We start from the raw sequence: 20,927 nt of genomic DNA on the forward strand, positions 1-20,927 counted from the left end.
AACTAAACCATAAATAACAAGAGCAGCCTCAATATGTATCATTCGCTTGGCAGATTATCTGACTCAATCTCCTTCCTCTCCCGATGGCAAAGGAGGACGGTGTCCATCTGGATAAATCGTCGAACTGTCCAGGTAAGCGTCAGAGAGTTCAGCCTTATGGCTACGAAATAAATTACTGCCACTTAACTGAGCCTTAGTTAGATTAGTTTGACCCAGATTTGCACCACTCAAATCAGCATCACTTAAATTTGCATAACTCAGGTCAGCTTTCCCTAAATCAGCTCCTTGTAGATTGGCTCGCGACAAATTAGCGCCCCGTAAATTGGCTCGCCGCAGACTGGCTCTAAACAAGTTGGCTTCTTGAAGATTCGCATGTTCTAAATTGGCCTGAAAAAGCTGGGCATCACTCAACTGCGCGGCCTGAAGCTGAGCCTGCTGCAAGTCGGCTTGACTCAGGTTAGCGTAGGGCAGGTAAGTCTTTTGAAGATTGCTACCCCTCAAATCGATTCCTGGTAAATCGGATTCAAATAGGTCAGCCCCACTGATATCTACTTGGCTGAAATCTCGTCTCCCACTCGCATATTGAGCGAGTAGCTCTGCTCCACGTATCTTCTTCATCTGTGCTTTTGGAATGGAATGCCTCTCTCCGACGGAGAAAGTTTACTCCCCAATATAAATAAGCATTTATGCTTAATCGTCTTGTTCTACCTTATAAGCTAAGCTACTGTAGCAAAAGACACATTTGTTCTAATGTTTTCTTAATAATTGTAAAGAATTAGATAAATACTGGAGGATAATATTGACAAAAACTGATTTTTATGAATGTATGATCAAGGTCTACAGCCACCCAGAAACGGAGGTCTAAGTATTGGATTAACCTTAAGGATAGACAGAATGCAGGGGATTGAGACCGTTGAGAGAGGAGTTTGTCACCTACCGGATCTAAGAGCATCGTCTTTTGGTAGGTTCTGCTCGGACTTTTGTAGAAAGTTGGGTGACCTTATGATGTCAAGATAAACGACGAACCAAAAGCCTATTCAAACGATTATGTCAGACCAGCCATTATCAATTTCTCACCACTACCACGAGCGCACTAAATATTATCCAGAGACGCTTGCCGCAAAAAACAAGGTTCTTGACTGGGAAAATCAACCCGTACCTTATAAAGAGTATAAAGTTGGCGCAAACATTGACCTGAAACCCTACCTAAAAGAAGACCCCAAGGCGTTTACGAGTGAACCGGGTAAAACGTTGTGGCGGCTGTCACAACTGCTTTTTTATAGTTATGGCTTGACAGCAAGGATGCCAACCTTGATGGGATCACCCATGTATCTGCGAGCAGCTCCCTCTGCGGGTGGATTATACCCAGCCGAGGTCTATTTGGTCTGCCGAGGAACACCCTCTTTACCGACAGGACTTTATAACTATCAGTGCCGTACCCATTCTCTGGTTCATTTTTGGGAAAGCGAGGTTTGGTATGTGCTGCAAGATGCCTGTTACTGGCATACGACCTTAGGCAGTACGGATATTGCCATTGTGATTACAGCCGTTTTTTCTCGTTCCGCATGGCGCTATGAAGACCGGGCTTATCGACGGATTTTCTTGGATACAGGTCATATCCTGGGTAACATTGAACTCGCTTCAGCCTTCACCGATTACCGACCTCACCTGATTGGTGGTTTTTCAGATGAGACGGTAAACGATCTGCTTTATCTAGACTCCGACAAAGAAGCCGCGATCGCCGTGATTCCCATCGCCGATCAGCTCAATTTTCGACAACAAATGCCGCCTGCGCCAACTACTTTGCCCTCCCTGACTGTCCTACACTATCCAGAAATTCCAGACGGACAATTACTCAATTATTTACATCGTGTAACCGAAATCGAAGAGATCCAAAATTGGGATGTTGAGGTTGAGAAATATCAAGCCAAAGCCGCAAAATTACAACAAGGAGATAAATATAATTTCCCGTTCTGTACGAAAGTCTCAACTGTTACCAGACCGATTAATTGGGCAGAGGGCAGCACCGATGGAAATCCGCTCCAAGCGCTGGAGAATACCATCATTAAACGTCGCTCCACCCGTGCTTATAATGGTGCCAATCTAACTCTAGATGAACTCAAAGCTGTACTTGATTTTACTTACCAACCTCAACATTACACTGACCAAGGATTGGACGGTTCGCCTGATTATTTCGATTTGAGTTTAATTGAAACTTTTATCGCCGTGTCGGGCGTGACGAACTTAGAAGAAGGGTGTTACTATTACGCACCAAAAGCCCAAGAATTGCGGCAAATTCGCTTTAAAAACTTCCGGCGAGAGTTACATTATTTGTGTCTAGGACAAGAGTTAGGTCGAGATGCGGGAGCTGTCGTATTCCATACCTCTGACTTGAAGGCAGCAGTGAAAAGACAAGGCGATCGCGCCTACCGTTATCTCCACATGGATGCGGGTCATTTGGGACAACGGATGAATCTAGCCGCTATTTACCTGGGTTTAGGGGTTAGTGGGATTGGTGGCTTTTTTGATGACCAGGTGAATGAAGTTTTGGGTATTCCAACCGATGAGGCCGTTTTATACATCACCACTCTCGGACGCCCTAAAAGAAGTTAGTCGCCTTGGGGCGTATCGGAGTACACTAACTCAAATAGAGTGACGGCGTAAATCTTGTTTAAGTCAAGAAAAGCTAAGCACATTAGATGCCTTGTCTCGGAATTTCTCATTAATATTTGAAAGAGGCCAAGTAGGTAGGGATTAGTTATGAGTACAGTCCTGGTGGTAGAAGATAGTCTTCCACAAAGAGAAATGATCTCAGAACTGCTGAAAGGGTATGGACTGAGTGTCATTGTGGCAGGTGATGGCGTCGAAGCCCTAGAGCAAATTCAATCGTCTTCTCCCGATCTCGTGGTTCTAGACATCATCATGCCCCGGATGAATGGCTATGAAGTCTGCCGTCGGCTCAAAGCCAACTCTAAAACCCAAAACTTGGCAGTGGTTATGTGTTCAGCAAAGAAAGAAGAATTTGACCGCTACTGGGGTATAAAGCAAGGTGCTGATGCTTATATTTCCAAGCCTTTCCACCCTCAAGAGCTAGTTGGTACCGTTAAGCAGCTTCTGCGAAGTTAAGGGATGTTATCCCCTGTGGCTAATAGATAATCTCTCTGTTGTGTGCCGGGTGTGGTCAAAACCCGTTGGTAGATGCGATCGCCAAAAGCCTCCCCTTTGCTCACCTAACTTGCCTAACTTTCAGGAGTCATTGACGAGAATGATAATCAAAGGCAACCGAGGACAAGCCTTGCTTGCCCCTTTCCTTTAATGGTTATCAGCACATTGTTAATCAGTTATTACCAAAACAAAAAAGCTCTGATGCTCTCGCTAGCTGCTAAGGCTAACAGGAACTTATGAGTTGATTTTTATCCAGACTTAACTGATGCCAAAAATCGTTCCACCAATTATTGGCACGAATAACCCTTAAAGCTAACATAGGATTGATAGTATCCGGATGCCAAGTGGCTCCGGGAAGTTTTAAACGTTTTTGGGGGATGTAGCGATGAGCGCTTTCAATTTCTCCTGAGCCAATTGGTAGACCCAGCGACCGATATTTGTCATAATGAAGCGCATCCCGAAAACGTTCTAAATACTTAGCCAAATTGAGAACTCTTTGTTGCCCTTTACCCTGCCAGCATTTGAGACGGCTGATGACTTTCTTAACGTGACCTTTGTCAATTAAGTTGAGAGTATGCTTGAGCCAAATCAAACGTATCTTACCTGTCAGTTCCATTGCCTCAGCCGTGGCAAAAAGATGCTGTTTGAGATGAGGTCGGTCTAGAATAAATTGAAAATGAGAAAATTCAGATTCTAGCGCTTCTCGTAAACCATTACCTCCATCAGCTAAGCCATAAACTAAGGTATAAGTGGACAGTCCTTGGTCTACTGCCGCACTATGTAGTTGTTGCACTACTTCTGGATATTGACCCATCCTAGCAACAAAAGTTCGTTTTTCTTTTTGCTCCACAGGACGTGCGAAGCCAACTCTCACTTCACGCCAATCCGTTTGACGTTTACATCTTCTAATCTGGCGCAGGGGAGTTAATTCTTCAGTTTCAGTTGGAGTAAGAATGCCAGTGCGAACATGAGAACCATCTAGTTCCACCAAAACTCTATTCCCACCACATCTTTATTTTGAGCTAAATTCAATTCCCGTTGTTTGATAGCTTGGAAAAGAACTTGGCTAACCTGTTGGATAATATCTGTATAATCTTGATTCATGGCAGTGTCACATCCTATTTCACATTTGATAAAGACACTGCCATATTCCTGGTCTAAGTTTTAAGCGAAAAGCCTGATTCTTTATATCCCTCCTGCATGATTATCGTTCTCATGCAGGAGGGGAGGGGTGAGCGCCGCTCACCCCTCCCCCTAAGTTTGATTATCATTCTTATTCACCACCAACGGGTTTTGACCACACCCTTGTGTGCCAGAACTAGTGCAGCGCGGCAGAAATAACCCACCAGTCCAAAAAGGTTAAAAAGCTTAGTGTACAAGCGTCCTTACCTTCTGCCTTCTGCCTTCTTTCTACTCCTACGGAGAACGCTACGCGAACTGCCTTCTTGCACTAGGCATTCCAACAAAGGGTCTTGTGATTTTGGAAAATTACTGATTCACTCAATCGCTTCAAATCAAAGCTGTAGAGTGCTTCGTGGCGCACTACCGACCTATGGTTTTACGCTGCTTCACCAAACTTTTATCCATTTTCTCTCAATCCTCAAAACTGCTTTATGCAAATGAGTCTGACAAACCGAGATGCTTAAAGGTATAAGGTATCAGTTAATAGGATGCACATAAAATGAATGAAGATCTAAGGGAAGCCTTCGTCGTTGCTGCGCTAGAGACCTTTAAGAAACTTTCGGAATGTCCAGAACTCAAAAACTACAAAATTTACTGTGAACCGGGAAAAAGCCTGAGAAGAAAACTTCAAAAACGTGCAGCAATAGGAGGAACAAGTACCTCTGTGACAACAGGTGTAGCTTCTGTACCTTTTCGATGGGTACTTGTGGTATCAGCTCAAACCTCGGCTCGTCAGTCAGTCCTGAAAGTACGCGGATATCGGCAGTCTTGAATTTTACTTCTTTGTTCAATGAGTTCCTAGTTATTCATGGTTTCGTCAAGCGTCAATCAGGGCTTTTATTGTTTTTTATTTTTGGGGCTTACTGATACACTTTCAATAAAGCATTGCTAGGGGTTTTATTGATATCAAATTTATCAATTATTTTCAGGCTGCCCAAAATTTAACTGTGCGATGAAACCTTATCAGAAGATACAAATTCTAGAGTGTGGAGAGCCGCTCGTACCCATTCCCCTAGAACAGTTTGCCGTAGAATCACCTCATCCCTACGAAAAACTGGGAGCGCCTTATGGGGACACTTCTCCGTATTATCTGCGCGAGAGCGTAATCGCAGCCTTGATTAGCGCACAAGCTGAACTCCAACAACGCCATGCCGATTGGCGCATCCAGATTTTTGATGCCTATCGACCCGTCGCCGTTCAACAATTTATGGTAGACCACACATTTGCTGAGGTGGTTCAATCCCAAAAATTAGACCCAGATACCTTATCCGACGACCAACGCGACGTAATTATACAACAAGTCTATCAAATCTGGGCGGTGCCAAGCCCTAACCCAAAGACGCCGCCGCCTCACAGTACCGGTGCCGCCATCGATCTGACCCTGGTGGATGCGACAGGTCAGCTCATTGACATGGGTTCAGCCATTGACGAACTCTCACCCCGTTCTCATCCCGACTATTACGTCAATCAGCCAGACAAGCCCTATCATGAGCATCGGCAGGTATTGCGCGATGTCATGTACTCGGCGGGCTTTTGCCGTCATCCAGGAGAGTGGTGGCATTTCTGCCTGGGGGATCAGATGTGGGCGTGGTTGTGCAATCAAGACAATCCAACAGTGAGTGTTACGGCACGTTATGGTCGCGTTGCCCATAAATAAGCTGTTACGCATCTAATTTGCTTGTTGAGGCGGCGGGGGAGCAGGGTCGGAGCTCATACGAGGACAGGGGAGCACAGGAGCAGGGGAGCGGATGTGAACTGTTTTATCCTGTGTTGAGAATGTGCAAGTTAAATGCGCTTTAGCTTAGGAAAGTATCAGGTATCAGGGGTCAACTGTCAGGTGCCGGCAGCCAGAAGTCAGATAATCTAGGTAAAGACGGTTTTGTTTAGCATGTACCCCTAGAAACAAACAATATATGGTTGCACCCCAGCGAGTATTTGTTCTCCTATTTCATGCCCGAACGGAAAACGAGGGAATTCACACGATTCGGATTGGCGATCGCAACAAGGTACTGATGTTTGAATCAGAAGACGATGCCATCCGCTTTGGTCTATTGTTAGAAGCGCAGGACTTTCCAGAAGCTACTGTGGAAGCCATCGGTGCTGATGAAATTGAAGAGTTTTGCCGTTCTAATGATTATGATTGGGAGCTAATTGAACCCGGACGCTTGGAAATTCCCCCAGAGACGAATGTGGAACAAACAGACTGGCAAGTGAAAGCCGAGCAACCAGAGGAACCAGAAATGACTGACTTAGAGCGCATTCGCCGTCAGCTAGAGGGACTATTGTAAATATCTAGGGAATGGGAAAAAGGATAAAAGTCAAACGTCAAACCCTGACTTATGACCAATAACCGATGACCAATGACCAATGACCGATGACCAAACAGTAAAATCATGAAGAATTTGGAGGAGCGGGGTCATCTGCTGACTGAGCAGATTAATCCAGCAAGTCAGAAGCTTGACCAGCTAACATCTCTGGAGTTGGTAGATCTATTTAATCGCGAGGATGCCAAAACTCTCAGTGCGATCGCAGCGGCACGAATTGAGCTGGCACAAGCCATTGACCGCACGGCTCTTGCTCTGAGTCGGGGGGGACGGCTATTCTATGTGGGAGCAGGAACAAGTGGGCGTTTAGGGGTACTAGATGCAGCCGAGTGTCCCCCAACTTTTTGTACACCGCCCGAACTGGTTCAGGGCATCATCGCTGGAGGTGCTGGTGCTTTGGTGCGGAGTTCGGAAGATTTGGAGGATAAACCGGAAGATGGTGCCGAAGCGATCGCCCATCGCCATGTTACGGAACTCGATGTTGTCGTCGGCATCACCGCAGGTGGCACCACACCCTTCGTTCACGGTGCTCTCCAGGCCGCACGGCAGCGAGGAGCAACAACAATTTTAATCGCCTGTGTTCCGTCAGAACAGGTGAGTACAGAGGCTGACTTGGATATCCGGCTGTTGGTTGGCCCAGAAGTCCTGGCTGGCTCCACGCGGCTAAAAGCGGGTACTGTAACCAAGATGGCATTGAACATCCTCTCCACCAGTGTGATGGTTCGGAGGGGCAAAGTCTACGGCAATCGCATGGTAGATGTTGCCGTGACCAACAAAAAACTTCATGACCGTGCGTTGCGAATTCTGCAAGACCTCACCAGTCTGAGCCGGGAAGAGGCAGGATATTTATTAGAGCTGAGTGGACGCCAAGTTAAATTAGCGCTTGTGATGCATTGGACAGGACTCGGCAAAGAAGAAGGCGATCGCCTCCTGGCTCAACATCAAGGAGATCTGAGGAGCGCCGTGCAAAGCTGGAATCACAATACTATGGAGAACAGTTGAGACTTTTTCTGCGATTGTTCCCATCACCTATAAGAAACGACTAACTACTCAAAAATGTTTACTGGATCGGAGACGACTGCAACGGTATTAATTATTCTAGTGGCGCTCGGCGTCATGGGTTGGGGCTTCAACCGTGCCCGGACTTACGGCAAACTGGGAATCTTAGCCTGGTTGCAGTCGGTCGTATTAACAGCTCCTTGGTTAGTGTTTTTTGGCTTAGTAACCGCTGGAGTTTATCTCAATTTTGTAGGCATTCTCTTTTTATTGGTCGCCTCAGCCGGATTGTACATCTATTTGGGCAAGCTATTACGGGATGCCGGTCAGGATGCGGTGTTGCAGGAACGAGCTAAGCAACTGCTGAATAACGAAGCCCCACCGAGTGATACTCCCCAACAGCCGGATGAGCCAAAAGTCGCAACCATTGAGAATTCAACGCCGCCCAACAATGGCACGAATCCCGCGATTGAGGTGGTTCCCATTCCGGCAGACGACCTTAAGCTCCTGCAAGGGATTTTTAGTATTGATACCTTCTTTGCTACTGAAACAATTCCCTATCAGGAAGGAGTCATTTTCAAAGGTAATATGCGGGGTACAGACCCAGAAGAAGTGTATTCCCGTTTAGCTAGTAGTGTAGAAGAACGATTAGGTGATCGCTACCGACTCTTTTTAGTGGAAAGCCCTGAAGGCAGACCCGTGGTGATTGTTCTTCCCAGCAGTAATGATCCCCAACCTGCAACCGTTCCTCAAAAAATTCTCGCCGTTGTCCTTGTGGTTGCCACAATCGCCACATCCTTAGAAGCGGCTGGGTTGCTGCTGAACTTCGATTTCTTCAAAAACCCAGAACGATTTTCGGAAGTCCTGCCCTTCGCGTTGGGAATCTGGACAGTTTTTGCCGCACACGAACTCGGTCACTGGTGGCAAGCCATACGCCATAAAGTCAAACTCGGTCTGCCTTTTTTCATTCCCAGTTGGCAAATTGGTTCTTTTGGTGCTATTACTCGTTTTGAGTCTTTAATCCCTCACCGAGCCGCCTTATTTGATATCTCCTTCGCCGGTCCTGCCGCCGGTGGTATTGTTTCCTTACTGATGTTGATTGTCGGATTCATCCTCTCTCATCAGGGCAGTACCTTCCAAATCCCCGTTCAGTTTTTTCAGGGATCGATCTTGGTGGGATCGCTAGCACGAGTTTTCTTGGGATCGGCTTTACAAGGAAATTTAGTGGATGTTCACCCATTAACGATTATTGGTTGGCTAGGTTTGGTGGTGACGGCCTTGAACGTGATGCCAGCCGGTCAACTGGATGGAGGGCGAGTTGTTCAGGCCATCTACGGACGTAAAACGGCTCGGCGTACCACCATTGCTACCTTAATTGTCTTGGGAATTGTAGCGTTGGTGAATCCAGCCAATCCCATTGTTTTGTACTGGGCAATTGTAATTCTGTTTTTGCAGCGGGGTTTAGAACGTCCGACGCTCAATGAGATTACAGAACTGAATGACACACGAGCCATTCTAGGATTGTTAGTGCTGTTTTTGATGGTGGCAACCCTGATCCCCTTGACTCCTGCTTTAGCCGTTCGTCTGGGAATTGGGGGTTGAGCAGCCTTTGCCTTTTGCAGAATAATCCGTTCAAGAGGTGTAATACTCATTCTCTAAAGGCTTGCTACACATACTTTACTTGCTCCCCCTTTTTCAGGGGGATGGGGGGGAGCGATCAGTAACCTCGTCATCGTGAAATGCTATAACCCATTCCCCATCGCAACCTTACCTTAATTAATTGTCATGCATTCCTTACCATAGGTGCATGGCAATTCAGTATTTTCCCGGTTAAAATGAAATCTACTATGTACGACAATTAGTACAAAGAGGGATTGACAGGGTTCTCCAAAATCAAAATTGATTGCAGAACCCATTGTCCAATGGCTCTAGTCATACCTCTCTAAAAATTATGCACTTGTGTAAGCGCTCTTTAGAGTGCAGCCTTAACGGCGCTTCGTGGTTGTGAATTTTCCTCCCTCGACAGCAAAACATTTTTGCGTACTGCTCAAGAGAATCCGATTGCACTCGACAAGCATCTGCTCCAAAAACAAAACGAGTTTATGCTCCGGCGCAAAAATCAATACAAGTGCATTCCATATTTCCCAACCAGGAAGAGGTTTTTTAAGGTTTCCGGAGCTACTCAGCATTGGGGTGCTTTTTATCTATGGATTAGTACGCTCAAGAGACTAAAGCACCACTTGTGAGGATTGCCATGGAAGACACAAATACTAGAGGCTCTGCCACAGCGACTTTCGAGAGAAAAGTGATTCAGCCCCGTCTGATTATCCAGGCATTGGCGTTTACAGGGATTTTGTACTTCTGCATTGGTCAGACACCGCCTGATACAACAAGACCCTTGTTTCGCCCTGTAGAAACGAGAACAACTTTTTCAACTCCCGTTAGTCATTCCGTATTGCAACATGTCTCACAGCAGTCTGGTTTACCAACCACTGCTCTCCGCATTGTTCAGGCTAGACCGCAAACTTGGCAGGATAATTGCCTAGAGCTAGCTGATTCTAGGGCTTTGTGTACCAAAATGACTGTTCCTGGCTGGCAAATCGCTGTGATGAGTGGACAACAACGCTGGATTTATCGCACCAATGCCTCAGGTTCGGTCATGAAGCTGGAAAGTGCAATCTCTTCACCTAGCTCATGAAATGATCAATTAAGCCTTGATATCATCTCCGTTAAGAAAACTACACTATGCGGGAGTTTGTAGTGAGGACTTTCGTCCTCTTGTGAGGGTTACTAAAGTACCTACTACAAACAGGATTTTATGATGGGTAATCAACCGACCGTCATCTGATATCATGTCCGGTTAAACACCCATCGTTAGGATTGACGCGGGGACACGGAGACATGGGGACGCGGAGAGTTTTTATTATGGGTAATTAGACGGACATGATATGACGACGTACCAAGTCTCGCTTCAGTAATTAGTTAAAACGTACTAAGAGGGCAAGACTTGACGCACCTTACTGGAAGTTCAGGTTAACTTGAGCAATGACCTCTAAGTACAACAAACTTATCAAGGTTGATGTCTTATAAAAACAATAGTATTGTTGTTTTTATAAGATTATTTGAAGGACTTTTATTTTCTTTAATTATTAAGTGCCAATATTCTATTGTAACTTGGTTTATTTGATTTTTTCAAAATAGATGTAATTCAGACAAGGAAAGCTTTTGAGTCAGCTCATCTGTTCATAATGTTGACCTCGTTTCAAACACGAAACCTTAAAAATTCCTAGAAGAAAGCGTACAAATGCTTACGATTCTTCCTAAAGTTGCTAACCTAAAGGTAGGAGTAAATCCTCTCAACGAAGTGGAATTGAGTAATTATGATGTTAAACCAATGGCAAGGTTTTACTTCCGGCTTATGGACACAGGAAATTAATGTCCAGGATTTTATTCAAAAGAATTACACTTCATACGTAGGAGACGAGTCTTTTTTAGCCCATCCCACACAACGGACGGAAACGTTGTGGGATAAAGTGAAATTCCTCATGGAACAAGAGAGGGAAAAGGGCGTACTGGATGCCGATACCACTGTTGTATCGACGATTACCTCTCATGCACCAGGTTATATTGCCAAGGACTTAGAACAAATTGTTGGGTTGCAAACAGATAAACCCTTAAAGCGTGCCATCATGCCGTTTGGCGGTATTCGGGTCGCCAAGAAGGCTTTAGAAGCTTATGGTTATCAACTCGACCCACAAACAGAGGAGATTTTTAAATACCGCAAAACCCATAATGACGGCGTGTTCGATGGCTACACCCGTGCAATGAAAAAAGCGCGGCATTCTGGAATTATCACAGGTTTACCCGATGCCTATGGTCGCGGTCGGATTATTGGCGACTATCGGCGAGTGGCACTGTATGGCGTAGACCGCTTGATTGCAGATAAGAAAGCGCAACTCGAATCCCTGGAACTCGATGTAATCGACGAATCGGTGATTCAGCTACGGGAAGAAATCTGTGAGCAAATTCGCGCTTTGGGTGAACTCAAAGCTATGGCAGCCGATTACGGCTTTGATATTAGCCAACCCGCAGCCACAGCGAAAGAAGCGGTTCAGTGGACGTACTTTGCTTACCTGGGTGCTGTTAAAGAACAGAACGGTGCGGCAATGTCCTTGGGACGGGTTTCTACGTTCTTGGATATTTATATTGAACGCGACCTGAAAAATGGCACGCTAACCGAAGCCGAAGCACAGGAAATCATCGACCATTTCGTGATGAAATTGCGGATGGTGCGCTTCCTACGGACACCCGATTACAACGAACTGTTCTCTGGTGACCCAACCTGGGTCACGGAATGCATTGGCGGTATGGGTTTAGATGGACGACCTCTGGTTACCAAAAACAATTTCCGCTTCTTGCACACCCTATCTAACCTGGGTCCTGCACCCGAACCCAACTTAACCGTCCTGTGGTCGGAGCAATTACCGATAAACTTTAAGCGTTACTGCGCTAAGGTTTCCGCCGAAACCTGCTCAATTCAGTACGAAAACGACGATTTGATGCGTCCTGAGTATGGCGATGACTACGGGATCGCCTGCTGTGTTTCAGCCATGCGAATTGGTAAGCAGATGCAGTTCTTCGGTGCGCGTGCCAACTTAGCCAAGGCGCTACTGTATGCCATCAATGGCGGGAAGGATGAAAAAGCAGGGGATCAGGTTGCTCCTGAGTTTGAGCCGATTACCTCAGAATACTTGGATTATGACGAGGTAATGGCGAAGTTCGATGTGTTGATGGATTGGCTGGCTAAGTTGTACATCAACACCCTGAATGTCATCCATTACATGCACGATAAATACTGTTATGAACGCCTGGAAATGGCGTTACATGACCGCGATATCTTGCGAACAATGGCATGTGGTGTGGCAGGGTTGTCGGTAGTGGCAGATGCTTTATCAGCCATAAAGTATGCCAAGGTAAAGGTTATTCGCAACGAAAGCGGTTTGGCAGTGGATTACCAAATCGAAGGCGATTATCCCAAATATGGGAATAATGATGACCGGGTGGATAGCATTGCCGCGAAGCTGGTCGAAGATTTCATGAACAAGTTGCGTCAGAACAAGACGTATCGCAACGCAGTGCCAACCCAGTCAATTCTTACCATTACCTCGAACGTGGTGTATGGCAAGAAAACCGGCAACACGCCAGATGGACGTAAGGCAGGAGAACCGTTTGCACCGGGGGCAAACCCAATGCATGGACGGGATACCAAAGGTGCGATCGCAGCCTTAGAATCCGTCGCCAAACTTCCTTACGAACACGCCCAAGATGGCATTTCCTACACCTTCTCCATCGTGCCCCAAGCATTAGGTAAGACGGATGAGAACCGATTCAACAACCTGGTAGGAATGCTAGATGGTTACTTCCACAATGGAGGACATCACATCAACATCAACGTCCTGAATCGTGAAACCTTGTTGGATGCGATCGATCATCCCGAAAAATATCCGCAGCTAACAATTCGGGTATCCGGTTATGCCGTGAACTTTATTAAGTTAACCCGCGAACAACAGTTAGATGTAATTCAACGAACCTTCCACGATCGCATTTAGATTTCAACGCAGAGAACGCAGAGGGAAGCGCAGAGGTTCGCAAAGAACTCTCTCCATCCTCTGCGTCCCTTTGCGAAAACCTTAGCGTTCCTTTGCGTTAAAAAAACTCTCCTATCATGACTATAGTTGGGCGTATTCACTCCCTTGAAAGCTGCGGTACCGTTGATGGCCCCGGTATTCGGTTTGTCATCTTCACCCAAGGCTGTCCCCTGCGCTGTCTTTACTGCCACAACCCCGATGCTCGTTGTAGTGCACAGGGCAAAGAAACTACGGTTGATCAACTGATAGAAGAAATTCAGAAATATCGCTCCTATATGCAATTTTCGGGTGGAGGGGTAACCGTCACGGGTGGTGAACCGTTGATGCAACCGGAGTTTGTTACAGAATTATTTCGACGCTGCAAGGAACTGGGGATTCATACAGCGCTTGATACATCGGGTTATGTTAACTTGAATACCGCCAAACCCGTACTGGATTACGTGGATTTGGTTCTGCTGGACATCAAATCCTTCGATCCCAAAATTTATGTAAAAGTTACGAACGTTTCCCTTGAACCCACCCTCAAATTTGCTAAGTATTTAAGTGAGATCAAAAAACCTGCATGGATTCGATTTGTCTTAGTGCCCAATCTCACAGACCCAGTACACAATATTGAGGGGTTAGCCGAATTTATCGCCACATTGGACAATGTAGAAAAAGTAGAAGTTTTGCCCTTTCACCAAATGGGCGCTTACAAATGGGAGCAATTGGGTTATGACTATCAACTCAAAGACACTCAGCCACCCACGCCAGAACTGGTTCAACAAGCGATCAATATCTTCCGAGGACACGATCTCATCGTGCAGTAAATCCTTTTGAAGCGTCATTCCCATTAGTTTCGTGGGAGTAAGAATCAAAGCCTCTCTCCTTGTAGGAGACCGGAGCTTTAGTGAGGAGTTTGGAGAGAGGTCATACTGTATCTCATCCAATCGAGAAGGGCTATAAATCAGCAATCAGTGGCAAAATCGCTTTGCTTTGTAATCTAGGATACTAGCCATCAAAAGACAAAATAAATGTTAAGCCTATGGCTAGAGGAATAACAGCCAAATGCAGGACATGAAGACATTGTAGAGATACTCAAAAGCATCTTAACCAAGATAGAATTGATATAGAGGGTCACTCAGGGAGAAGTATCTTAAAAGTATTGACGGCTCCTCACTATCCCGAACTATTCTTTTATACCTACATCGGTATCGCCAAAAAGGTTGATGTTAAAGAAACCGAGCGCATTAATTATCAGGATTCCGTAGAAAGATCCACCAACTCAATCAGACGAAGCCACTCAAGGAATTCAATCAAGTAGAAATTTATCCTTAATAGTGCAGAAAAGTTGTTCAAGAACTTGTCCAGTTTTTGGGGTGAGTTGTGACAAACTCCTCCAGAACGCTCGCCTAACGCAGAAAAATCAAGAGAAGAGCGAGACGTTCTTGAATTCAAGCCTAACGACAAAGATTCTGGCAGAGACTTATGCAAACTCAAATAAGCGTCACCAACATCCAAGAACTAGAAGACCTGATTCAACGGGTAAAAGTGGCTCAAGAGAAATATGCCACTTACACCCAAGAACAGGTAGACCAAATCTTCAAGAAAGCGGCGCTAGCAGCAAACGCAGCAAGAATCCCGCTGGCTAAGCTGGCTGCTACCGAAACGGGTATGGGAATTATCGAAGATAAGGTGATTAAGAACCACTTTGCTTCGGAAATTATTTACAACAAGTACAAGCAAGAAAAAACCTGCGGTGTTATCGAAGAAGACCAATCCTTTGGGTTCCAAAAAATTGCTGAACCCGTAGGGATTCTGGCTGGAATTGTCCCCACAACGAACCCAACTTCCACAGCCATTTTTAAAGCCCTGCTGGCTCTCAAAACTCGGAATGGAATTATCTTCTCTCCTCACCCCAGAGCAAAGCAATCCACCAGTGAAGCGGCGAAAATTGTTTTAAAAGCAGCAGTGGAAGCCGGCGCACCGGAAGACATTATCGGTTGGATTGATGAACCAACGGTGCCATTATCTCAAGCGCTGATGCAGCATCATGACATCAAGCTGATTCTCGCTACCGGTGGCCCTGCAATGGTCAAAGCCGCCTATTCTTCAGGTCACCCTTCTTTGGGAGTCGGTGCCGGGAATACTCCAGCGGTTATTGATGAAACGGCTCATATTAAAATGGCAGTCTCATCAATTTTGCTGAGTAAAACCTTTGATAATGGCATGATTTGTGCCAGCGAACAATCGGTGATTGTTGTCGATGAGGTTTATGATACCGTCAGGGAAGAATTTATTGAGCGCGGTGCTTACTTGCTAACACCAGAAGAGAGGGAAAAGCTGGGGCGTAAGATTATTGTCGATGGGCGTTTGAATGCTGAAATTGTAGGCCAACCCGTAGAAAGGTTAGCGGAATTAGCAGAGATTTCCATACCCGCCAATACCAGAGTCCTGATTGGTGAAGTTGAAGACATCAACACCAACGAACCCTTCGCTTACGAGAAATTGTCTCCCATCCTGGCAATGTATCGTGCACCTAACTTTCAGGAAGCGGTAGATAAAGCAAAGAAGTTGGTTGAGTTTGGGGGGATGGGTCATACCGCCGTACTCTACACCGCACCCTCCAACAAAGAACACATCAACTATTATGAATCCCAGGTAGAAACGGCACGAGTCCTGATTAATACGCCCGCATCTCAAGGGGCGATTGGTGACCTTTATAACTTCCGGCTTGACCCCTCTTTAACGTTAGGTTGTGGGACTTGGGGTGGCAACTCAATTAGTGGTAATGTTGGCCCGCAACACCTGCTGAATGTTAAGACGGTATCGGAACGGCGGGAGAATATGCTCTGGTTTCGGATTCCGCCGAAGGTGTACTTTAAGTATGGCTGTTTGCCCACCGCCTTACGCGAGTTAGTTGGGAAGAAACGGGCATTTATCATTACGGATAAACCCTTATATGAGTTGGGAGTCACCCGTCCGGTTGAAGAGATTTTGGATGATATCGGGCTGAAATACGATACCTTCTATGATGTTGAACCTGACCCATCCTTAGGAACAGTTAAGAAGGGATTGAGTTTGATGAATACCTTCAATCCTGATGTGATTATCTCAATTGGTGGCGGTTCACCAATGGATGCCGCGAAGGTGATGTGGCTGATGTACGAGCATCCAGAGATAGAATTTGAAGGGTTGGCGATGCGGTTTATGGATATCCGCAAGCGGGTTTATGAACTGCCGGCGCTGGGTGAGAAAGCGATGATGGTGGCAATTCCGACGACATCGGGAACGGGTTCGGAAGTGACGCCGTTTGCTGTGGTTACCGATGAACGCACGGGGATTAAGTACCCACTCGCTGATTATGCCCTAACTCCAAATATGGCGATCATAGACCCGGAGTTGGTGATGAATATGCCGAAGAAACTCACGGCTTACGGGGGTATTGATGCCTTAACTCACGCGCTGGAAGCTTATGTTTCGGTGTTTGCTTCAGAGTTTACCAACGGACAAGCATTAGAGGCCATTCGGTTACTATTTAAGTATCTGCCGAGTGCTTACCAAAACGGGGCAAAAGACCCGAAGGCACGGGAGAAGGTACATTACGGTGCAACGATGGCGGGGATGGCATTTGCTAATGCTTTCCTGGGTGTTTGTCACTCAATGGCGCACAAATTGGGTTCTACTTTCCATGTCCCCCACGGTTTAGCGAATGCGCTGATGATTTCCCATGTCATCCGCTACAACGCGACGGATATACCATTTAAGCAAGCGATTTTCCCACAATATAAGTATCCGAATGCCAAATGGCGCTATGCTCGGATTGCCGATTACCTGAATTTAGGGGGTAATACGGAAGAAGAGAAGGTGGAGAAACTCGTGGATGCGATCGAAGAACTCAAGCGTCAGTTAGATATTCCGCTGACGATTAAGGAAGTTCTTTCAGACGATGATAAAGCCTTCTACGAAGGAGTGGAAGAGATGGCAGACCAAGCATTCGATGACCAATGCACTGGCGCGAATCCACGCTATCCACTGATTCGGGATTTGAAGGAATTGTACACCTTAGCTTACCGGGGTTGTCCAATCGGGGCAGGACTGTATCATCCCGAAGTTAATCCATCCAATGCTACTGTTGTCACGGCTACTGGTGGTGATGTTGAGGAATCGATAGCGGCAACAGTTTAGGGATAAGTTTTGTTTTCGTGTTAGAGCAGGTATCATGCTCTAAAGATGGGGCGGGCGATGAGTCCGCCCTTTATTTTTGGTTTAAGAGTCAGAGTTCGTTAGTAAAACCGTGTCTTTATATAAAGCTTTATTTTACTAATCTTAATGTTTTTAACCATATCAGAATTGATAGCTAATCGCCACAATTGATACTTATTACAGTTGTGCCTAAGCTTCACGCATTCTTCATAATTAAATCTATAATTATATTGAAAAGGGTTAATACGTATTAATACCTCCATCAAACTGGACTACTACAGAGGGTCGGGGATGTATCTTATGTCTGTAGAACCGCATGTCTTACGTAAAGAACTTGGAGATTTTGGCAGTATTATCTTTCTGAAGTCAATTCTCACAGGAATCGAAGAAACAATCGGCGAAAGAACAGCTGCAATTGCGATGATTGCTGCCGGTCGAAAGCAAGGCAAGAATTCAATTGAAGAGCTTGGATTAGTAAATAAAGGTGTTGCCTTGTCTCTCGACGAAATTCGAGAAAAGGCTAATTCTATTCTAGGCCAAGAAGGAAGCCGATTGTGCATTATTGACAAGATAGAGCAAGAAGGAAAAGCCTACAGAGTGTATGCAAAAGAAACGTTTTGTTCTTCTGGCGAACCCGATGATTCAACCCGAACGTGTACCTATACTTTAGGGGCAATTCAGGGCTTTTTAGAAGCATTCTTGGGCAAACGTTTACAGGGAAAACAAATCGGTTCAGTCTTGCGGGGTAGTACTCATGATGTGATTGAGTACATCATCCTAGATTAATCGCCTAGAGAACCTTTGCTTAATCCTTTGTTCATTTAAGTCATCGCTGAGGAAAGAGCTGAATTTCGGGACTTATAAGATATAAGATCAGCTATTGGCTCACAGCTTTCTGCACCGAATAATATTACACATTCTTTCAGTCAAACTGTCTGAAATTTGACAGGAGTACAATAATGGCAATCAATACGCAAAAACTGGGCAATGTTCTGCAAAATTTTGTTTCAATAACCTCTAATGTTCAAGGGGCAGCAATGGTTACCACAGACGGCTTACCCCTGGCTTCCTGTTTGCCCGGTAGTATGGATGAGGAAAGGGTTTCGGCGATGTCTGCCGCCATGTTGTCTTTGGGTGAACGTATTGGTCGAGAACTGGGTAGAGGTGAGATGGATCGCGTCTATATTCACGGTCAAGAAGGCTTTAGCATTTTGACAAGTTGTGGTGCGGATGCAGTCTTTCTTGTCCTAGCAGATAAGGAAGCAAAGCAAGGGGTTTTGATGTTAGAAATTAAGCGAGCTCTTACTGAGCTGATGCTGATTTTAAGTTAGCTGCCAGGGTTGTCATCCTGTTAGGAATCTTGTTCATTGTGGATTAGGACGACTTGTGTTCAAATAAAGATGGGTCTTTTTCCCGCAAGACGCTTCTTCTCAAGTAATAATATTTAGACAGTCAGGGCGATCGCATCTAATCCCTTCATCTTTCCTCAAGTGGGTAATGTGCAATCGCTGTTCTTTCCTGACTCGTAATGTAGACACTCCCCGCCTGCTGTCTATCCTAGAATGTAAGGCATCTCTAGAACTTGTCCTTTATGGCCTAATTTTACCTGTCCAATAGCACAAATATTTGCTTAAACATGGCATCTAATCAGTAAATCCAAAAATAAGCGATCGCTAATGTAATAGCTGTGATCGGTAAGCCAAATCGCAGATGCTGTTTAAAGGTTAATTCATAGCCTAATTGTGCCGTCGCTTCCGCCACAATCAAGTTAGCCACTGAACCAAACAACGTCAGATTGCCTGCCAAGGTTGACCCCGCTGACAACAGCAACCAAGATGAAGTATCACTTCTCTCAATTAATGGATGCAACAAAAGTACGGCTGGCACATTCGAGATTAAATTCGATAGCACCGCTGTCACTCCTAAAAATCCCAAAGAGGTGTTAGCCAGAGTGGTAAACGGCTGCAACAAGTTGAGCTTTTGAGTAGCATGAGTCAGGATAAATAAACCGGAAAACATCACCAAGAGATTCCAGTCCACTCGCCGCAATATTTTTTGCGGTTTCACCCGACGGGTAATGAGTAATAACGCCGCCGCCGTCAACGAGGCTTCTCCCAGGGGAACACCGACTGCAAACGCGCATAAAAGTCCTGTGGTTACCACCAAGGTTTTGGTAAACAACGGTTTAAAGATGCGGTAACGTATCTGAGGGGGATTAGACTCAGCGGTTGTAGAGCGCACCTCTGGATACAATAGCCACAATAACCCAATTTGCACGACTAACCCGGCTAGAGCAACAGGGGTGAGAGATTGAGCAAATTTGAGGTAGCCAATTTGGGAAAAAGAGCCAATTAAAATATTCTGGGGATTGCCGCTGAGAGTAGCAACAGACCCTATATTAGTCGCACCTGCGATCGCAAGTAAAAAAGGAATCGGATTCAACTTTAGTGCTTCGGTCAAACTCAAGGTTAACGGGGTAAAAACCAGCGCCAACGTATCGTTTAGAAAAAACGCGGAAAGAATACCACTGCCAAAAGTCAAGACAATCAGCAAGCCAAAGGGACTGCTGGTGAGGCGAAGCAGAGACGACAGTGCCAGTTGAAAAAAGCCGGAATAGGAGAGGTTAGCATTTACCACCATCATGCTGAGTAAGAACACAATGGTGTTGGGATCGATCGCTTCCCACGCCTCTTGTAAATTCAGCACTCCCAGTGTGATCAGAAAAGCTGACCCCACTAAGGCAATTGTCGCTCGATTCATGCGTAAACCGGGTAGTTGCCCCAATCCCAATCCTAAGTAAGTCACACCTAATAGGAAGTACCTTGCGACTTGCAGAAAACTCACAAATTTTGACCACCCTCGTAGATGTCCGCTATCCCTCCAATCTTGGCGAGTTTGCCTTTGTCCGGCGAACTCCTGAATTTCTTAGAGATGAGGAGTGGAATCAGCTTTTTCGCTATCATGAGCCGTAGAACAGCGATCGCATAGTCCAAAAAACTCCAACGTATGGTAGTAAATTCTGAATTGGTGAGAATCTTCCAACTGTGATTCGAGTTGATGAACGGGACATTCATTGAGCGTAATGGATGCCCCACAATTGAGGCAGGTGAGGTGGTGTTGGTCGCGCTGCACCGAACTATAGAGGGATTCGCCATTGGCAAGGGTTCGCACCTGTACGGCACCTCCGAGCTTCAACACTTCCAGAGAGCGGTAGACGGTTGCCAACCCCATACTTTGTTCGCGGTTGCGTAACTCGACATAAATATCCTGGGCAGAGACGGCACGGTTTAAACTTTTGAGCAAATTCAAAATTCGGTCTTGAGAGCGGGTACGCTGGACTTTCATGGGCTTGCTACTGAATTTCACTACAAATTTAATTTCTGGGGGAGTTTGGGAATTGGTACTGCAAACTTTAAAATGGGCTTTC

At 45.7% G+C, this 20,927-nt stretch carries 18 protein-coding genes; 13 read left to right on the top strand and 5 right to left on the bottom strand.

The annotated features are described in order from the left end of the window. Positions 1–63 precede the first annotated feature (63 nt). Entirely contained in the window at positions 64–618 is a 555-nt protein-coding gene (locus MIC7113_RS06425; RefSeq protein ID WP_015181367.1) for a pentapeptide repeat-containing protein, read from the bottom strand. Positions 619–1,047: 429 nt separating this feature from the next. On the opposite strand from MIC7113_RS06425, the gene MIC7113_RS06430 reads away from it, so the two are divergent. Together MIC7113_RS06430 and MIC7113_RS06435 are read left to right on the top strand one after the other, a co-directional pair. Then, positions 1,048–2,613 carry a SagB/ThcOx family dehydrogenase gene (locus tag MIC7113_RS06430; RefSeq protein WP_015181368.1) on the top strand — a complete coding sequence of 522 codons (1,566 nt, stop codon included), beginning with the start codon at positions 1,048–1,050 and terminating at the stop codon, positions 2,611–2,613. Between the two features lie 147 nt (positions 2,614–2,760). After that, entirely contained in the window at positions 2,761–3,126 is a 366-nt protein-coding gene (locus MIC7113_RS06435; protein WP_015181369.1) for a response regulator transcription factor, read from the top strand. A 262-nt stretch (positions 3,127–3,388) separates the two neighbouring features. Here MIC7113_RS06435 and MIC7113_RS06440 read toward each other — a convergent pair whose 3' ends face one another. Together MIC7113_RS06440 and MIC7113_RS38570 are read right to left on the bottom strand one after the other, a co-directional pair. Then, positions 3,389–4,156 carry a hypothetical protein gene (locus MIC7113_RS06440; protein ID WP_155897949.1) on the bottom strand — a complete coding sequence of 256 codons (768 nt, stop codon included), beginning with the start codon at positions 4,154–4,156 and terminating at the stop codon, positions 3,389–3,391. Continuing rightward, positions 4,144–4,269 (bottom strand): hypothetical protein, encoded by a 126-nt coding sequence (locus MIC7113_RS38570; protein ID WP_015181371.1) that lies wholly within the window; start codon positions 4,267–4,269, stop codon positions 4,144–4,146. Before MIC7113_RS38570 ends, MIC7113_RS06440 begins: the two co-directional genes overlap by 13 nt. A 577-nt stretch (positions 4,270–4,846) precedes the next feature. Between MIC7113_RS38570 and MIC7113_RS06445 the strand changes: the two genes are divergently transcribed. From MIC7113_RS06445 to MIC7113_RS06500, 11 genes are all read left to right on the top strand, one after another. Further along, positions 4,847–5,119 carry a hypothetical protein gene (locus tag MIC7113_RS06445; protein WP_015181372.1) on the top strand — a complete coding sequence of 91 codons (273 nt, stop codon included), beginning with the start codon at positions 4,847–4,849 and terminating at the stop codon, positions 5,117–5,119. A 180-nt stretch (positions 5,120–5,299) separates the two neighbouring features. Beyond that, complete coding sequence (locus MIC7113_RS06450; RefSeq protein WP_015181373.1) at positions 5,300–6,004, top strand: M15 family metallopeptidase; 705 nt, start codon at positions 5,300–5,302, stop codon at positions 6,002–6,004. A gap of 256 nt (positions 6,005–6,260) precedes the next feature. Continuing rightward, positions 6,261–6,635 (top strand): DUF3110 domain-containing protein, encoded by a 375-nt coding sequence (locus tag MIC7113_RS06455; protein ID WP_015181374.1) that lies wholly within the window; start codon positions 6,261–6,263, stop codon positions 6,633–6,635. Between the two features lie 105 nt (positions 6,636–6,740). Next, on the top strand, positions 6,741–7,673 hold the full coding sequence (murQ, locus tag MIC7113_RS06460) for an N-acetylmuramic acid 6-phosphate etherase (RefSeq protein WP_015181375.1): 933 nt from the start codon (positions 6,741–6,743) through the stop codon (positions 7,671–7,673). A gap of 54 nt (positions 7,674–7,727) precedes the next feature. Further along, positions 7,728–9,269 (top strand): site-2 protease family protein, encoded by a 1,542-nt coding sequence (locus tag MIC7113_RS06465; RefSeq protein WP_015181376.1) that lies wholly within the window; start codon positions 7,728–7,730, stop codon positions 9,267–9,269. 652 nt (positions 9,270–9,921) lie between these two features. Continuing rightward, positions 9,922–10,365, top strand: coding sequence for a hypothetical protein (locus MIC7113_RS06475; protein ID WP_015181378.1), 444 nt, complete (start codon positions 9,922–9,924; stop codon positions 10,363–10,365). Between the two features lie 685 nt (positions 10,366–11,050). Further along, positions 11,051–13,276 carry a formate C-acetyltransferase gene (gene pflB / locus MIC7113_RS06480; RefSeq protein ID WP_041779926.1) on the top strand — a complete coding sequence of 742 codons (2,226 nt, stop codon included), beginning with the start codon at positions 11,051–11,053 and terminating at the stop codon, positions 13,274–13,276. Positions 13,277–13,392: 116 nt separating this feature from the next. Beyond that, positions 13,393–14,124: a pyruvate formate-lyase-activating protein gene (gene pflA / locus MIC7113_RS06485; protein ID WP_015181380.1), complete on the top strand. Its 732-nt coding sequence runs from the start codon at positions 13,393–13,395 to the stop codon at positions 14,122–14,124. 658 nt (positions 14,125–14,782) lie between these two features. Further along, the gene (gene adhE, locus MIC7113_RS06490) at positions 14,783–17,482 is read left to right on the top strand and encodes a bifunctional acetaldehyde-CoA/alcohol dehydrogenase (protein ID WP_015181381.1); all 2,700 of its coding nucleotides are present in this window, start codon (positions 14,783–14,785) and stop codon (positions 17,480–17,482) included. A gap of 309 nt (positions 17,483–17,791) precedes the next feature. Continuing rightward, positions 17,792–18,286: a hypothetical protein gene (locus MIC7113_RS06495; RefSeq protein ID WP_015181382.1), complete on the top strand. Its 495-nt coding sequence runs from the start codon at positions 17,792–17,794 to the stop codon at positions 18,284–18,286. A 173-nt stretch (positions 18,287–18,459) separates the two neighbouring features. Further along, positions 18,460–18,831, top strand: coding sequence for a roadblock/LC7 domain-containing protein (locus tag MIC7113_RS06500; RefSeq protein ID WP_015181383.1), 372 nt, complete (start codon positions 18,460–18,462; stop codon positions 18,829–18,831). Positions 18,832–19,147: 316 nt separating this feature from the next. Here the strand turns inward: MIC7113_RS06500 and MIC7113_RS06505 are convergent, their stop codons facing one another. Then, the gene (locus MIC7113_RS06505; protein ID WP_015181384.1) at positions 19,148–20,344 is read right to left on the bottom strand and encodes an anion transporter; all 1,197 of its coding nucleotides are present in this window, start codon (positions 20,342–20,344) and stop codon (positions 19,148–19,150) included. A gap of 81 nt (positions 20,345–20,425) precedes the next feature. After that, positions 20,426–20,845: a Fur family transcriptional regulator gene (locus tag MIC7113_RS06510; protein WP_015181385.1), complete on the bottom strand. Its 420-nt coding sequence runs from the start codon at positions 20,843–20,845 to the stop codon at positions 20,426–20,428. Positions 20,846–20,927 lie beyond the last annotated feature (82 nt).

Origin of the sequence: Allocoleopsis franciscana PCC 7113, assembly GCF_000317515.1 — a bacterium.
GTDB lineage: Bacteria > Cyanobacteriota > Cyanobacteriia > Cyanobacteriales > Coleofasciculaceae > Allocoleopsis > Allocoleopsis franciscana.

What these genes read in the sequence shown, in the direction of transcription:
- MIC7113_RS38570 (WP_015181371.1), bottom strand. Translation starts at nt 4,269, where the DNA reads ATGAATCAAGATTATACAGATATTATCCAACAGGTTAGCCAAGTTCTT.
- pflB (WP_041779926.1), top strand. Translation starts at nt 11,051, where the DNA reads ATGTTAAACCAATGGCAAGGTTTTACTTCCGGCTTATGGACACAGGAA.
- MIC7113_RS06430 (WP_015181368.1), top strand. Translation starts at nt 1,048, where the DNA reads ATGTCAGACCAGCCATTATCAATTTCTCACCACTACCACGAGCGCACT.
- MIC7113_RS06435 (WP_015181369.1), top strand. Translation starts at nt 2,761, where the DNA reads ATGAGTACAGTCCTGGTGGTAGAAGATAGTCTTCCACAAAGAGAAATG.
- MIC7113_RS06465 (WP_015181376.1), top strand. Translation starts at nt 7,728, where the DNA reads ATGTTTACTGGATCGGAGACGACTGCAACGGTATTAATTATTCTAGTG.
- MIC7113_RS06445 (WP_015181372.1), top strand. Translation starts at nt 4,847, where the DNA reads ATGAATGAAGATCTAAGGGAAGCCTTCGTCGTTGCTGCGCTAGAGACC.
- MIC7113_RS06475 (WP_015181378.1), top strand. Translation starts at nt 9,922, where the DNA reads ATGGAAGACACAAATACTAGAGGCTCTGCCACAGCGACTTTCGAGAGA.
- MIC7113_RS06495 (WP_015181382.1), top strand. Translation starts at nt 17,792, where the DNA reads ATGTATCTTATGTCTGTAGAACCGCATGTCTTACGTAAAGAACTTGGA.
- MIC7113_RS06425 (WP_015181367.1), bottom strand. Translation starts at nt 618, where the DNA reads ATGAAGAAGATACGTGGAGCAGAGCTACTCGCTCAATATGCGAGTGGG.
- murQ (WP_015181375.1), top strand. Translation starts at nt 6,741, where the DNA reads ATGAAGAATTTGGAGGAGCGGGGTCATCTGCTGACTGAGCAGATTAAT.
- MIC7113_RS06500 (WP_015181383.1), top strand. Translation starts at nt 18,460, where the DNA reads ATGGCAATCAATACGCAAAAACTGGGCAATGTTCTGCAAAATTTTGTT.
- MIC7113_RS06510 (WP_015181385.1), bottom strand. Translation starts at nt 20,845, where the DNA reads ATGAAAGTCCAGCGTACCCGCTCTCAAGACCGAATTTTGAATTTGCTC.
- MIC7113_RS06455 (WP_015181374.1), top strand. Translation starts at nt 6,261, where the DNA reads ATGGTTGCACCCCAGCGAGTATTTGTTCTCCTATTTCATGCCCGAACG.
- pflA (WP_015181380.1), top strand. Translation starts at nt 13,393, where the DNA reads ATGACTATAGTTGGGCGTATTCACTCCCTTGAAAGCTGCGGTACCGTT.
- adhE (WP_015181381.1), top strand. Translation starts at nt 14,783, where the DNA reads ATGCAAACTCAAATAAGCGTCACCAACATCCAAGAACTAGAAGACCTG.
- MIC7113_RS06450 (WP_015181373.1), top strand. Translation starts at nt 5,300, where the DNA reads ATGAAACCTTATCAGAAGATACAAATTCTAGAGTGTGGAGAGCCGCTC.